Annotated in this window: 16 protein-coding genes and 2 pseudogenes; 6 read left to right on the top strand and 12 right to left on the bottom strand. The window is 65.4% G+C overall.

The window, feature by feature from the left end; genetic code table 11:
- Positions 1–61 precede the first annotated feature (61 nt).
- A complete protein-coding gene (locus tag FOM02_RS23150) occupies positions 62–451 on the top strand; it encodes a DUF1330 domain-containing protein (RefSeq protein WP_181411704.1) in 390 nt (129 codons plus the stop codon).
- 135 nt (positions 452–586) lie between these two features.
- On the opposite strand, the gene FOM02_RS23145 is transcribed toward FOM02_RS23150, so the two are convergent.
- From FOM02_RS23145 to FOM02_RS23135, 3 genes are all read right to left on the bottom strand, one after another.
- Positions 587–1,204, bottom strand: a complete 618-nt coding sequence (locus FOM02_RS23145) for a TetR/AcrR family transcriptional regulator (RefSeq protein ID WP_027560979.1) — start codon at positions 1,202–1,204, stop codon at positions 587–589.
- Between the two features lie 129 nt (positions 1,205–1,333).
- Positions 1,334–1,570 (bottom strand): hypothetical protein, encoded by a 237-nt coding sequence (locus FOM02_RS23140; RefSeq protein WP_265442149.1) that lies wholly within the window; start codon positions 1,568–1,570, stop codon positions 1,334–1,336.
- 114 nt (positions 1,571–1,684) lie between these two features.
- Positions 1,685–2,617: a DMT family transporter gene (locus FOM02_RS23135; protein WP_027560977.1), complete on the bottom strand. Its 933-nt coding sequence runs from the start codon at positions 2,615–2,617 to the stop codon at positions 1,685–1,687.
- Positions 2,618–3,043: 426 nt separating this feature from the next.
- Here FOM02_RS23135 and FOM02_RS23130 point away from each other — a divergent pair, with 426 nt between their 5' ends.
- A complete protein-coding gene (locus FOM02_RS23130) occupies positions 3,044–4,336 on the top strand; it encodes an adenylosuccinate synthase (protein ID WP_027560976.1) in 1,293 nt (430 codons plus the stop codon).
- A 37-nt stretch (positions 4,337–4,373) separates the two neighbouring features.
- Positions 4,374–5,646 (top strand): annotated as a pseudogene (locus tag FOM02_RS23125) (hypothetical protein).
- A 4-nt stretch (positions 5,647–5,650) separates the two neighbouring features.
- Here FOM02_RS23125 and FOM02_RS23120 read toward each other — a convergent pair.
- From FOM02_RS23120 to FOM02_RS23105, 4 genes are all read right to left on the bottom strand, one after another.
- On the bottom strand, positions 5,651–6,199 hold the full coding sequence (locus FOM02_RS23120) for a hypothetical protein (RefSeq protein ID WP_027560974.1): 549 nt from the start codon (positions 6,197–6,199) through the stop codon (positions 5,651–5,653).
- A gap of 129 nt (positions 6,200–6,328) precedes the next feature.
- A complete protein-coding gene (locus FOM02_RS23115; protein ID WP_231164214.1) occupies positions 6,329–6,601 on the bottom strand; it encodes a hypothetical protein in 273 nt (90 codons plus the stop codon).
- Positions 6,602–6,859: 258 nt separating this feature from the next.
- Positions 6,860–7,099 (bottom strand): hypothetical protein, encoded by a 240-nt coding sequence (locus FOM02_RS23110; RefSeq protein ID WP_231164215.1) that lies wholly within the window; start codon positions 7,097–7,099, stop codon positions 6,860–6,862.
- Positions 7,100–7,125: 26 nt separating this feature from the next.
- Positions 7,126–7,362 carry a hypothetical protein gene (locus tag FOM02_RS23105; RefSeq protein WP_027560972.1) on the bottom strand — a complete coding sequence of 79 codons (237 nt, stop codon included), beginning with the start codon at positions 7,360–7,362 and terminating at the stop codon, positions 7,126–7,128.
- 144 nt (positions 7,363–7,506) lie between these two features.
- Between FOM02_RS23105 and FOM02_RS23100 the strand changes: the two genes are divergently transcribed.
- Both FOM02_RS23100 and FOM02_RS23095 read left to right on the top strand, forming a co-directional pair.
- On the top strand, positions 7,507–7,932 hold the full coding sequence (locus tag FOM02_RS23100) for a DUF5413 family protein (protein WP_027560971.1): 426 nt from the start codon (positions 7,507–7,509) through the stop codon (positions 7,930–7,932).
- A 59-nt stretch (positions 7,933–7,991) separates the two neighbouring features.
- Positions 7,992–8,528, top strand: coding sequence for a DUF4112 domain-containing protein (locus FOM02_RS23095; RefSeq protein ID WP_027560970.1), 537 nt, complete (start codon positions 7,992–7,994; stop codon positions 8,526–8,528).
- Between the two features lie 78 nt (positions 8,529–8,606).
- Here the strand turns inward: FOM02_RS23095 and FOM02_RS23090 are convergent, their stop codons facing one another.
- The 4 genes and pseudogenes from FOM02_RS23090 to msrA form a co-directional block, all read right to left on the bottom strand.
- Positions 8,607–8,900: a hypothetical protein gene (locus FOM02_RS23090; RefSeq protein WP_027560969.1), complete on the bottom strand. Its 294-nt coding sequence runs from the start codon at positions 8,898–8,900 to the stop codon at positions 8,607–8,609.
- 214 nt (positions 8,901–9,114) lie between these two features.
- Positions 9,115–9,279, bottom strand: coding sequence for a DUF3309 family protein (locus tag FOM02_RS23085; protein WP_035731827.1), 165 nt, complete (start codon positions 9,277–9,279; stop codon positions 9,115–9,117).
- A gap of 108 nt (positions 9,280–9,387) precedes the next feature.
- A complete protein-coding gene (msrB, locus tag FOM02_RS23080; RefSeq protein ID WP_027560968.1) occupies positions 9,388–9,807 on the bottom strand; it encodes a peptide-methionine (R)-S-oxide reductase MsrB in 420 nt (139 codons plus the stop codon).
- Positions 9,808–9,837: 30 nt separating this feature from the next.
- A pseudogene (gene msrA, locus FOM02_RS23075) lies at positions 9,838–10,541 on the bottom strand (peptide-methionine (S)-S-oxide reductase MsrA).
- A 306-nt stretch (positions 10,542–10,847) separates the two neighbouring features.
- Here msrA and FOM02_RS23070 point away from each other — a divergent pair.
- Positions 10,848–12,533, top strand: coding sequence for a caspase family protein (locus FOM02_RS23070; protein WP_027560966.1), 1,686 nt, complete (start codon positions 10,848–10,850; stop codon positions 12,531–12,533).
- Between the two features lie 301 nt (positions 12,534–12,834).
- Here FOM02_RS23070 and FOM02_RS23065 read toward each other — a convergent pair whose 3' ends face one another.
- Complete coding sequence (locus FOM02_RS23065; RefSeq protein WP_027560965.1) at positions 12,835–13,950, bottom strand: ATP-dependent DNA helicase; 1,116 nt, start codon at positions 13,948–13,950, stop codon at positions 12,835–12,837.
- Positions 13,951–13,999: the final 49 nt, after the last annotated feature.

The following is a 13,999-nucleotide window of genomic DNA, read 5'->3' as shown; positions in this document are numbered from 1 at the left end:
GTCACGCCGCCGCAATGCTACAATGCGCGCACCAGCTGAGGAGGTGTCATTGGCGGTTAATATGTTGAACATCGAAGGCCTGGAACGCCTCGACCGGAACGCGCCTGTGGTGATGCTGAACCTGATGCGTTTCCACGCGCGCTCGCGCGACGGCGACGGTTCGGGCTGGGATGCTTATCTCCGCTACAGCGCGGTGACAGTGCCGATGATCAAGGCGCGCGGCGGCACGCTGCTGTGGACCGGCGAGGCCAAGGCGATCGCGCTCGGCCCGCATGCGGGCAATGCGTGGGATTTCGTCGCGCTGGTCTATTATCCGACGGTCGCGGCGTTCCTGGACATGATGACGTCGCAGGCCTACGAGCTTGAAGCCGACCCGCACCGCGTCAACGGCTGCGCCGAGCACGTCATCATCGCGACGAGCGAGGCCTACAGCAAGTTCAAGATGAAGTAGCTTATGTCTCCGCGAGTCCGAAATCGTAGGGTGGGCAAAGGCGCACTTGCGCCGTGCCCACCACCTCTCAATTATTACCAAAGAACGTGGGCACGCTTCGCTTTGCCCACCCTACGATATCTGTACGCTCGGCACTCATTTCTTCGGCTCCACCACCGCATCCACGGCGTCACGACAGGTCTTCTGCAACAGGCGGCAGACCTCCTCCACCGATCGCTGCCGGCTCAGCGATGCAAAGGTCGGATAGCTTGTCAGCACGAAGATCAGATCGACCGCATCCTGCACGGCGCCCTTTGCTGCCTGCTTGCCGACGATCCGCGGCAACAGCGCAGCCAGCAGCTCGCGCCGGCGCTCGTTGCGTCCGCGCAGGGAGTCGCCGAATTCGGGATCGGTCGCGATCGCCTGGTTGAGCCCGCCAATGGCAGGATCGTGCGACCAGAACCGACAGAAGATCGCGACCACCCGGTCGAGTGCGGCCCGCGGGTCCGCCATCGTCATCACCTCGGCCAGTTCGAACAGGCCGCCCTCGCGGGCAATGTGGTCGAACACGGCTTCCAGCAAGCCGCCCCGCGATCCGAACTGGTTGTAGACGGTGAGCCGCGTGACGCCGGCCGCCTTCGCCACGACGTCGAGGGAGAAGTTCGCGATGCCGGCATCCTTGCGCAACAGACGCGCGCCCGCCGCGATGACGCGCGCGCGTGTCTCCGCGGCCGCGGAGGCCCTCGCCGGGCTGACGTAGTTGCGCTTCGTCACGGCCTTGCGGTGTCCATAAATTGACTATACAATATGTATATCAAAATTGGAAAGCCGGAGCGTGCCATGCAGACTGCCCTCGTGATCGCCCTGTCGCTTCATGTCTTGTCGTCCGTGTTCTGGGCGGGATCAAGCTTCGCACTGGCGCGCACCGGCGGTGCCGGCGGGGAGCAACTCGTCTTTCCACAGCTTGGCGCAGCCATGATCGCAATCGTGACCGGAGGCTATCTCGGCCATCTCGTTCATGCCGGCAGCTTCGGCACGACGGAGCAGGTGCTGGCGCTTGGCGCGGCGTGCGCCTTGATCGCCGTCGGCGTTCAGGCGGCGATCCGGCCCTCGCGCGGTCATCACCTTGCGTCGTGGCACCGGCGATCTCCAGGGCGTGCGTTCGCGCATTGCGACCGCGCAGCGCGTGGCGGCGGGGCTGCTCGGCATCACCGCGCTCTGCATGGGCGCCGCGCGCTATATCTGAGGGCGACCTTACGTCGTCTGCTTCCTTGACGCCACGAACACGCCCGACAGCACCAGCGCAAATCCGATGAAGTGGAACGCCTGCGGGTGCTCGCCGAGGAATGCCATCGCCATGATCGAGCCGAACACCGGCACGACGTGAAAGAACGGCGCGGCGCGGTTGGCGCCGATCAGGCGGACGCCGCGATTGAAGCAGAGATAGGCGAGCGTCGAGGGGAACACCGCGACATAGAACAGCGTCAAGAGGTTCGGCCCGTCGAGCTTCATCACGGGGCGCGCTGACAGCTCCCAGATCTCCAGCGGAATGAGACAGGCCGCGCCGGCGCCGAAGGTGAAGGCGAGGAACGACAGGCCGTGCATCGGCGGCCGCTTCAGGGTCAGCACCGAATACAGCGCGAAGATGATCAGCGCGCCGATGAAGATGAGGTCGCCCTTGTTGAACGCGATGTTCGACAGCGCGGTGAAATCGCCGTGCAGCAGGATGGTCAGCACGCCGCACATCGACAGCAGGACGCCGAACGCCTGGCCTGCGGTGAGGCGGACGCCGAGGATGGCCAGCGACCACAGCGCCACGATCAGTGGTGCGGCCGACTGCAGCAAGAGCGTGTTGAGGGCCTGAGTGTGCTCCAGCGCCCAATATTGCAGCGTGTTGAAGGCGCCGATGCCGGTGATCGAGAGCGTGATCATCAGGCCGAGCCGCCCCCGGATCGCGGGCCAGTCCTGGGCGAGGTGCTTCCAGGCGAACGGCAGCACCAGCAGGAAGGCGAAGGTCCAGCGCAGGAACGACAGTGTCACCGGCGGGATGTGGCCGGCGGCCAGCCGCCCGACGATGGCATTGCCGGCCCAGCACAGCGCGGTGATGCTGAGCAGCAGATAAGGCTGGTTGGCGATCCAGTTGTGGCGGGAGGTCTCGGTGGCTGTGGTCTGCCCGGTGGCGGTCATTGTGATTGTTATGGCCCCGCGTCATGCGCCGAGGCCCCGGCCCAGCGATATCAGGGCCGGCTGATAGCCCAGCCTGGCTCAAAGACACGGAAATCGCGGCTGCATCAACGGGGGGCGGACGCATCGCGACCATGCAGCGGCGAAGGCGGCTTCTCACGCTTTGGTCGAAGCCATGGCGCCGGCCGCCAAGGTTGCGAGATTTTAAGGGGATATCAAAGGCTTGGAGGGGCTTCCGAGCCCCGAAAAAGCCCCGTTCTTGCTTGCCTAGAAGGGCCGCTTCCTTTATCCGGTTGGGCTGCCTCGCGTGCGAACGGCCTTGGGCCGGGAATTGGGCTGGGCGCTAGGCGCGATCTTAGGAAAAGTGGATTCCGGTTTTCCGTTCGGATCGTGCCACCTACAGATAAATCTTCGAAGGATTACCCGCGAATGGCCAATGTTGTCGTCGTCGGCGCCCAGTGGGGCGACGAAGGGAAGGGCAAGATCGTCGACTGGTTGTCGGAGCAGGCGGACATCGTCGTCCGCTTCCAGGGCGGCCACAATGCCGGCCACACGCTGGTGATCAACGGCAAGACCTACAAGCTCGCGCTCCTGCCCTCGGGCGTGCTGCGCGAGGGCAAGCTCTCCGTGATCGGCAACGGCGTGGTGTTCGACCCCACCGCCTTCCTCGACGAGGTGACGAAGCTGCGCGCGCAGGGCGTTGCGGTCTCGCCAGAGAATCTGCGTGTCGCCGAGAACGTCACCCTGATCCTGCCGTTGCACCGTGAGCTCGATGCGCTGCGCGAGTCCTCCAACGCGGCGACCGCGATCGGCACCACCCGCCGCGGCATCGGCCCGGCCTATGAGGACAAGGTCGGCCGCCGCGCCATCCGCCTGATGGACCTCGCCGACCTCAACACCCTGCCGCACAAGATCGACCGCCTGCTGGCGCATCACAACGCGCTGCGCCGTGGTCTCAACCTGCCGGAGTTCGACGGCAAGGAGATCCTGAAGGAACTGAGCGCGCTGGCGCCGCAGCTGTTGCCCTACGCCGAGACGGTGTGGCGGCTGCTCGACATCGAGCGCCGCGCCGGCAAGCGCATGCTGTTCGAGGGCGCGCAGGGCGCACTGCTCGACGTCGATCACGGCACCTATCCCTACGTCACCTCGTCCAACACGGTGGCGGCGCAGGCCGCGACCGGTGCCGGCCTCGGGCCGGGCGCCGTCGGCTATGTGCTCGGCCTGTGCAAGGCCTACACGACCCGTGTCGGCCAGGGCCCGTTCCCGACCGAGCAGGACAATGAGATCGGCCGCAAGATCGGCGAGCGTGGCCGCGAGTTCGGCACCAACACCGGCCGTCCGCGCCGCTGCGGCTGGTTCGACGCCGTGCTGGTCCGCCAGGCGGTTCGCACCTGCGGCATCAACGGCCTGGCGCTGACCAAGCTCGACATCCTCGACGGCTTCGACACCATCGAGGTCTGCACCGGCTACAAGCTCGACGGCAAGGAGATCGACCATTTCCCGGCCGGCGAGGGCGCCCAGGCCCGGGTCGAGCCGATCTACGAGACCATCGAGGGCTGGAAGGAGCCGACTGCCAATGCACGGTCTTGGGCGGACCTGCCGGCCCAGGCCATCAAATATGTCCGCCGGATCGAGGAATTGGTGGGGTGCCCGGTGGCGTTGCTTTCCACCAGCCCCGAACGTGAAGATACTATCCTGGTGCAAAATCCGTTTGAGGCTTAACGAAATCTTACTGGGACGCGCGTATAGTTGAGTAGAAATGGCTGATTACTATCCGCTGATCGCCCGCGCTATTGCTGCCCTGGACCCGAACGCTCCCGGCGAGAGCCGTCGTGCGCTCTATGAGCGCGCGCGCACGGCGCTGATCGCGCAGCTGCGCAGCGTGCAGCCGCCGCTCTCCGAATCCGAGATCACCCGCGAACGGCTGTCGCTGGAAGAGGCGGTTCGCAAGGTCGAATCGGAGGCTGCCCAGCGCGCCCGCGAGGCCTCGCGGCCGGGTGGCGGCGGCACTGGGCGCAGTGGCAGCGGCGATGCGTTCCGGAAAGCAGCACCGCGCCGCGCGCCGCACCTACGCCAACGTGCCCTCGCCCTCGCCGGAATTCGACCGGCTGGAGCCGAGCCTGGAAAACCGCGCCGGCGGCGAGCAGGATCCGCCCTATTCCTACGACGAGTCGATCGAGGAGGCCGAGCGCTACGCGCCGCAGCCGCCGTCGCCGCGTCCGCGCATCGCGCCCGAGCGCGAGGCCAAGAAGCGCGCCCGCACCGGCTCGATGTTCCCGTTCAAGAGCGCGATCGCGGTCGGCATCGTGCTGATCCTGGTCGGCGCCGGCATCCTCTGGGGCAAGCAGCTGGTCCAGACCGCGACCAATCTGTTCAAGTCCTCGCCCACCCAGGTGGTGGAGGCGCCGAAGGATTCCTCGCAGCCGCAGAGCAAGCCGAAGATTCCGGACCGCGTCGGCCAGCCCTCGGCCAGCGACCAGCCGGTCGCGCCGGTGGCGCAGAAGGTCGTGCTCTATGACGAGGATCCGTCGGATCCCAAGGGTAAGCAATATGTCGGCTCGGTGGTGTGGCGGCTCGAGCCGATCAAGGCGTCGGGCAACCAGAAAGCCGACGTCGCCGTGCGCGCCGACATCGAGATCCCCGACCGCAAGTTCAAGATGACGATGTCGTTCCGCCGCAATACCGACTCCTCGCTGCCGGCGAGCCACACGGCGGAATTGACCTTCATCCTGCCGCCGGATTTCCCGGGCGGCAGCGTCTCCAACGTGCCGGGCATTCTGATGAAGTCGAACGAGCAGGCGCGCGGCACGCCGCTTGCCGGCCTCGCGGTCAAGGTCACCGACGGCTTCTTCTTGGTCGGCCTCTCCAACGTCGACGCCGACCGCGCCCGCAACGTCCAGCTCCTGAAGGAGCGCTCGTGGTTCGACGTGCCGCTGGTCTATGCCAACCAGCGCCGCGCCATCATCGCCATCGAGAAGGGCGCCCCGGGCGAGCGCGCCTTCAACGACGCCTTCGCGCAGTGGGGCGACTAGCCCGTTACCTCGACGTCGAGCCGATCGGATGCTCCGGCGAGCCAAGGCCCGAGCCGGAGCTGCCAATAGGCTGCCCGTTGGCGGTATGACCGACGCCGACACCGGCCGCGCCGACGGCGCCGGATGACTGGTCCGCTCCCGGTGCCGTGTTCGAACCGTTGATGGCCGTACTCCTCTGAGCGGACGCTGTCGCGCTCGGACCAATGAGTGACGGATCGGACGGCACGAAATAGTTCGTCGCCTTCCTCGGCGTTGGGACTAGGCCTGGGGTGCCTGTCGTTCCCACCGTGCTGCCTGTTGTTCCGCTCGTGCTGCCGGTCGGTCCCAGATTGGTCGCAGGCCGGATGGTGCCGGTCCCGCTATAAGCGCCGTAACCACCGGCACCATAGGCGCCGTTCCCGTAGGCGCCCGTCGAACCCGCTGCAGCGGCCGCGGCCGCGGAACCGGTGCCGCCCGAGCCGGCGGCAGCTCCGCTTGTGCCTTGCGCAAGGGCCGGCGTGACGATGCCGGCAAGGACGATCGCGACCAGCGTTCCAGATGTCCATGAAGCCATGATCCCCTCCGATGCTCGTTCGAAACGGATCAATGTCGGGAACCCGACAATGGTTTCCCTTGATGTCCAAGCGCGCGGCGCGCGCGTTGTCGCACCCGCCGCTGCTCGACGCTGTCGCCGGCGGAGCGCTTATTGCGCGGCTGCCTCCCGCTTGCGCGCGGCTGCGGCCGCGGCGTGCTCGCGGTCCATCACGGCGCGGCAGCCGGGGCTGACATGCGACTTGTTCCGGACCATGCAGGCGGTGATCCTGGGGATGTCCGGGATCTCGCTGGAGCACAACCGCATCGCGTCGGCGGAGCACATCTGCTGTGCTTCCGACGAGAAGGCGAGGCCGGGTGATGTCTGGAGTGCGATGGCGGCGGTGAAGGCGAATAGCGAAGCGATGGTGTGATAGCGTGACATGTAGAATACGTCCCCGAGTTCCTAGGGCTTGAGCCACTTGATTTTGGGGCGCCGCACGCGGCTTGATCTGCCGCATGTCACAGCCTTCACGCCGGGAGCCCGCTCCCGCATGTGGTCGCTCGATTTCCTGATGTCCGAATCGAAAAGTGCTGCGCCGCCCGATTCGAGTATGCGCCATTGTCACGGAGCTGCAATGGCTGGCGTGAAGGAATTCGCAGTTGTTGCACGCACGTCACTCGGAAAGCAGCAACGTGCGGGTCAGATCAGCCGATCGGACGATGCGTTCGCCTCGTCCGCATCATCAGCGCCGAGCGCGGCAGCGTGTTCCTCGACCGCGCTGATGCCCTTTGGTGTGAGCTCGAACAGATCTCCGTCCTTCATCACATAGCCGTCGGCGATCAGCTCGCCGATCTTGCCGTGTCGGTCGTCGGCGAAGGCAACGGATTGGCTGATGTCCCTGAGGATCGAGAGCTGTTCGTCGCGCAGCATGTCTGACATCTCCGATCTCGGCAGGGACTCGATCCTCACATGCCGTGGCTCTGGAAGACCTTGCTGCAGGCGCGCGACAGCTTGGCGCGGTTGGCTTGCAGGCAGCTCTGCACCGCACCGTCATTGCCAAGCTCCTTGCGGCAGAGCCGCGATGCGTCCCGCGAGCAGGCGTTCTGCTCCTGCGGCGTGCCCATGTGGCCTTGCGCAAGAGCGGGGGATAGGCCGCTCATGGCGACCAGCGTGATCGTCGCCAGGACAAGTTTGCGGGACATCGGCGGCTCCAATCCGGCAGGAATGTTTCAGGTCCTGTCTGAACTCGGCGCCTTGCCACTTGTTCCCCTCGAGACAGCGCCCGCGGCCGCTGTTCAAGGTTCCCGCAGCGCTGCTATAACGGGGCGAAGTAACGAGGGTGTTCGATGAAACGCTATCTGGTGTTTGCGCTGGTCGGTCCTTTCGTCGGCGGGTTCCTGCTGCTGCTGACCACCACCTACCAGTCCGGCTATTGGGCCCAGACCAACCTCGGCGAGGTCGGCAAGCTGTTCGCGGTGTTCTTCAAGTCCCTGCAATACAGCTATCTGTTCGGCTTCCTGCCCTCGCTGATGATCGGCGCGGTCGACGACATCCTGCTCCATGTCAGGCGGATCGGCCCGGTCGTGCGCATGCTGCTGGTCGGACTGTTCGCCTTCCTCCTGGCTTCCCTGACCTACAGCTCGCGCGGGCCGGACTCCGGCGCGGTTCAGTTCATCCTGTACGGCCTGGTCGGGTTCGTGCCGGCCGTGATTTCATCCTGGCTCGTGCATAGATATGTCGAGGAGCCGCGACCGGCGGCGGCCCCGACCTGAGCGCGCGACGTTCGGGCGCAGCAGCAACCTCCGCTGCGCCGGTGCGTTCTCAGAAGGCCATGACCATGTCCGACGACGACATCCTTGCTCCGCGCAAATCCCGTTCGGGAGAGCGCTCGCGTTTTTCGGACCGCGAGGCGCGCGGGCCGATCATCGACCAGGAGGGGCATGAGATCCGCCCTGAGACGCTGGACCAGGGCTTTCGCGAGTTTCGCTTCGAGTTCGGCAAGGATAATCCGTTCGGCAATCTCACCCGCGAGCAGCGCATCGCGCGGCTCGAGGCGATCGCCAAGCTGCTCGACGTCGCCTTCATCCTGCCCGGCACCAATATCCGCTATGGCATCGACGGGCTGATCGGGCTGATCCCCGTCGTTGGCGACATCATCACCACCGCGATCTCGCTGTGGCTGGTGCGCGAGGCGCGCGCCTTGGGCGCGCCCTGGTACATCACGGCGCGCATGCTCGGCAATGTCGCGGTCGACGGCGTGGTCGGCATGGTGCCGTTCGCCGGCGATGCCTTCGACGTCATGTTCCGCGCCAACATGCGCAACGTGCGCCTGCTCCGCCGCTGGCTCGACAAGCAGCCGCGGATGTGAGGTCCCCAAAAACGCAAAAAGCGCGATGGCCCTTCGGCAATCGCGCTTGCTGCGCACATCGGAGGCTTGCGAAGAAACTTACGCCGCGTCGGCGTCGGTCTCGGCGGCCGGGGCCGGCTTGGGACGGCGGGGCAGCGGGAAGGCTTCGCTCTCATAGAGCGAGCGGATGCCGTTCTGGTCGAAGCGCGCTTCCTCGACCTGGAGATAGGCGCCGTTCAGCGAATCCGTCGGCAACTGCTCCATCGCGAACTGCACGGCTTCGGCCGCGGTGCCGAACCGGCGATAGGTGAAGCCCGCGCGCTTCTTCTTGCGGATTGCGGCGGGGAACAGTTCGGCGGAAGTATTGAAGTTGAACGGACGCAGTGGACGCATGGTCAAAGACCTCGTGAGCTTCTCTGGGGCTTTAAGCGCGTGGGGTTTGGGAGGGCAGGGGCCGCAATCGAGCGGGCCCGCCGCACATGTCATTTTCGCCCACTAATATAGGCCGATTTGACAGAATTGCGACCCCTGCGATGGGAGATGATGAATCCACGCATGGCAGCCCCGCAGGGACGATAAGATAAGTAATTTCAATTACTTATATGGTTTACAGTTTGCCAAGAAGCAGCAGCACCAGCAACACCACCAGCACGACGCCGCCGATCCCCATACCGGAATGGCCCATGCCGTAGCCGTAGCCGCCGATCCGGCCGGACCAGCCGCCCAAGAGATAGATGATCACCAGGATGATCAGGATGGTCCCAAGCGTCATGGCATCCTCCCTGGCGGCCGGCGGACTGTGCGCATCGGCCGCACCGCCAGGAGAGAAAAGCATAAAGGTGCCATCGGGTTCCACTGGGGAACCCGATGGCACGCAATATTATTTCGGCTCGAGCTTCAGCGCCGCCGAATTGATGCAGTAGCGCAGGCCGTTCGGCCCGGGACCGTCAGGGAAGACGTGGCCGAGATGGCCGCTGCACTTGGAGCACAGGACCTCGGTGCGGATCATGCCGTGGCTCATGTCCCGCTCCTCGTCGATATGGCTCTCGACGGCGGGCTGGGTGAAGCTCGGCCAGCCGCAGCCGGAATCGAACTTGGCGTCGGATTCGAACAGCACATTGCCGCAGCCGGCGCAGACATAGGTGCCGGCGCGCGGGTCGTGCTCATACTCGCCCGTGAAGGGACGCTCGGTCGCCTTCTCGCGCAGCACCGCGTATTGCATCGGCGTCAGCTCGCGCCGCCACTGCTCCTCGCTCTTGATGACCTTGTCGTCGGTGGTTTTCGCTTTGGTGTCGGGCATGGGTCTCCCGTTTCTCTTGCGATCTTTCGATCAGTTGGTCGCCTTGCTGGCACTGACCAGCGTCGGCTTCTCGATGTAGTTATCCGCGAACAGCTTTTTCAGGTTCTCGACCTTGGGAAGGTCGTTGTAGGCGATGTAGGGCTGGTTCGGGTGCAGCGTCAGATAGTCCTGGTGATAGGCCTCGGCCGGGTAGAACGCCTCCAGCGCGCCGACCTTGGTCACGATCGGCCTCTTGAACACCTTGGCGCTGTCGAGCTGCGCGATATAGGCCTCCGCCACCTTCTTCTGCTCATCGGAGGTGGTGAAGATCGCCGAGCGATATTGCGTGCCGGTGTCGGGGCCCTGGCGATTGAGCTGGGTCGGATCGTGCACCACCGAGAAGTAGATCTGGAGGATCTTGCCGTAGGAGATCTTCTTCGGGTCGTACTTGATCTCGACCGACTCGGCGTGGCCGGTCCGGCCGCCCGAGACGGTCTGGTAGTCGGCGGTCGCCTTGGTGCCGCCGGCATAGCCGGAGACCGCGTTGACGACGCCCGCTGTGTGCTGGAAGACGCCCTGCACGCCCCAGAAGCAGCCGCCGGCAACCACGGCGGTCTGGATGCCGGTTGCGGGCGCGCGTCCATGGCGGGAGCGGGGATCACGACCGCGTCCTCGGCGGCCCGTGACGGCAAGGCGAAGGCCAGCGTCGCGGCGGCGGTGGCGGCGAGCAGGGACAAAAGGACAGGTCGGCGCATGGCGGATCCTCTTTCGGAAGGGCTGGCAGTCTAGGGCGCTTGGGCTCGGGCGAACAGTCCGCCCGGCCGCGTTTTCGCGTCATCCGAGATACGGGCAGAGCCGGCGATTGTTACGCCGCCAGGCACACGAGGCTGTGAAGACCGCCGCGTGAGACGGCTGGCTTGGCGAGCTATGGAACTTCGGGTTAGAGCATGATCCGGAAAAGTGTGAGGCGGTTTTCCGCAAAGATCATGCGCAAACAATAGATGAACCCGCGCGATCGACGATCGACTTAGAAAAGTGGTGGCTGGAGCTGACCTGACAACATGCTGCGCGTCGTTTCCCTGACCCTCGTCGTCCTCATCGCGGGGGCCGCGATCGCCGCGGCCGAGCCGCAAGCCGGCGACGATCTCGCCATTTGCCGCGACCGCCAGGGCGAGGCCCAGGCCCGTGCGACAGCCTGCGACAATCTGCTCAATGCCGACCGTGTCACCGGCAAGGACAAGGCCATCGCGCTCTCGGTGCGCGGCAACACGCTGCTCAACAAGCGCGACTACGTCCACGCGATCGAAACCCTGTCCATGGCCATCGACCTCGATCCGGACTACGTCATCGCTCTCAACCTCCGCGGCCTCGCCTATGAGCGCAAGGGCCAGGATGATCTCGCGATGGCCGACTACAACCTCGCGCTCCAGAAGCGGCCGACCTACGGCGTGCCTTACAACAATCGCGGCGTCATCCAGTTGCGCCGGGGCGCGCTGCAAAGCGCGCTCGACGATTTCAACCTGTCGATCAAGTACACGCCGAAATTCCTGCTCGGCTGGACCAACCGGGCCCGCGTGCGCACCTTGATGAAGGATTACAACGGCGCGATCGCCGATTTCGCGGAGGCCGAGAAGATCGATCCAGCCGCGCCGCAGATCGCCAGCAACCGCTGCATCACCTACGGCCTGATGGGCAAGTACGACCAGGCCTTTGCCGATTGCAGCGGTCTGATCGAGCGGCAGCCGAAAAACGTCTACGCGATCAACAATCGCGCCGATGTCAGCATGATGAAAGGCGATCTCGATGCCGCGCTGAAGGACTACAACACGGCGATCCAGATCAATCCGAACAATGTCCGCGCCCATGCCGGCCGCGGCCAGATCTACGAGCGCAGGAAGGATCTCGCCCAGGCCCGCGCCGACTATCGCTCGGCGGCCTATTCGCTGACGAATTTCGACGAGATCGACGTTGCGCGCGCCCGCGCCATTGCGCGGGAGCGGCTTGCCGCGCTGACGCCGCAGGCGCCGGCCGCCGCGGGCAGCCGCCGTGTCGCGCTCGTGATCGGCAACGGCGCCTACAAGAACGTCCACGCCTTGCCCAATCCGCCGCGCGACTCCAAGCTGATCGCGAACGCGCTGCGCGATGTCGGCTTCCAGAGCGTGATCTCCGTCAGCGATCTCACCCGCGACAAGTTCTTCGAGGCGTTGCAGACGTTCGCAGCCGAAGCGGAGAAGGCCGACTGGGCCGTGGTCTATTACGCCGGCCACGGTTTCGAGATCGGTGGGGTGAACTACCTCGTTCCGGTCGACGCCAAGCTCGCCGCCGACCGAGACGCCGAGACCCAGGCGGTCGCGCTGGAGCAGGTCATCGCAGCAGTGGGCGCGGCACGTAAAGTGCGTCTCGTCATGCTGGATGCCTGCCGCGACAATCCGTTCGAGCCGACCATGCAGCGCACGCTGTCGCTGAAGCTGGTCGACAAGGGTTTTTCCAACATCGAGCCCGGCGCCGGCTTCATGGTGGTCTACGCCGCCAAGCACGGCGAGACCGCGATGGACGGCGACGGCGGCGCCGACAGCCCCTTCGCCATCGCGCTCGCCCGCGAGATCAAGGAGCCGAAGGTCGAGATCCGAAAGCTGTTCGACATCATCCGCGACGACGTCTGGGCCGCCACCAAGCACGAGCAGCAGCCGTTCACCTACGGCTCCCCGCCGGGCCGGGAAGATTTTTATTTCGTGGCGGGGAAGTGAGGACGGAGTGCGGGACGCGATGGCGGAGCCTCAATCTCCGCTGTCGTCCCCGCGAAGGCGGGGACCCATAACCCCAGGGAGGAGTCGTGGTGCGAGGCGCCCACTCCGAGTCTTCGCAAAACTTCTTCTTGTGGGTATGGGTCCCGGATCGGCGCTACGCTTGTCCGGGACGACAGCGGAGGTTGAGGCGACGGTGCCGTAGGGTGGGCAAAGCGAAGCGTGCCCACGCGTCTTATTGCTTATGGAGAGAGATCGTGGGCTCGGCGCTTTGCGCCTTTGCCCACCCTACGGCAGCGGAGTTCTAAACGACGATACTCAACCGCTTCGCCGCGCGCGTAATCCCCGTGTACAGCCACCTCGCGCGGCTGTCCTGAAACGCAAAACTCTCGTCGAACAGCACGACGTCGTCCCATTGCGAGCCCTGCGACTTGTGCACCGTCAGCACATAGCCGTAGTCGAACTCGTCGTAGGGCTTGCGCTGCTCCCAGGCGATCTGCTCGACGCCGCCCTCGAAGCAGTCGGCGCGCACCGAGACCTTCGTCACCTTGTGGCCGAAATCCTCGTCGGGCGACAGCCGCATCGAGAGGATGCGCGATTTCGAGCGCGAAGTGTTGCGCGACTTCACGCGCCAGAGGCCGCCGTTGAACAGGCCCTTCTTGCGGTTGTTGCGCAGGCACACCAGCTTGTCGCCGGCGACCGGAAAGACGTCCTCGATGTTCTGGCGCTGGCGCACCCGCATGTTGTAGGCGCGCCTCGTGTTGTTGCGGCCGACCAGCACCTGGTCGGCGCCCATGACGCGATCGGGGTCGAGTTCTTTCCGCGACACCACCTCGCTCTCGCCGTAACGGCCGATGTCGAGCTCGCGGCCCTCGCGCACGTCCATCGACATCCGCACGATCGGATCGTCCTGGGCCTGGCGGTGCACTTCGGTCAGCATCGCGTCCGGCTCGGAATTGGTGAAGAAGCCGCCGCCCTGGATCGGCGGCAGCTGCGCCGGATCGCCCAGCACCAGAAGCGGGCAGTCGAACGACATCAGGTCGCGGCCTAGTTCGGCGTCGACCATCGAGCATTCGTCGATCACGATCAGCTTGGCCTTTGAGGCCGGCGCGTCGTCCCACAATTCGAAGCTCGGCTGCTCCTCGCCGGATTCGCGGGCGCGGTAGATCAGCGAGTGGATGGTGGAGGCCTCGTCGCAGCCCTTGTTGCGCATGACGAGGGCCGCCTTGCCGGTGAAGGCGGCGAACTTCACCTCGCCGTCGACGCCTTCGGCGATGTGGCGCGCCAGAGTGGTCTTGCCGGTACCGGCAAAGCCGAACAGGCGGAACACCGGCGGCGTGTCGCCCCGGCCGGGTTTGGCCTTGAGCCAGTCGCCGACGGCCTTGAGGGCGGCATCCTGATGCGGGGTGAAAGTGGCCATATCTGTCTTGAGGAGGGGCGAAACGAGGCGATTCGCCGTCCGTCAAAAC

Source organism: Bradyrhizobium sp. SEMIA (assembly GCF_014844175.1).
In the GTDB taxonomy this organism is placed as follows: domain Bacteria; phylum Pseudomonadota; class Alphaproteobacteria; order Rhizobiales; family Xanthobacteraceae; genus Bradyrhizobium; species Bradyrhizobium arachidis.
The sequence above is the reverse complement of the archived record's forward strand: the minus strand, read 5'-3'. Positions and strand labels throughout refer to the sequence as shown.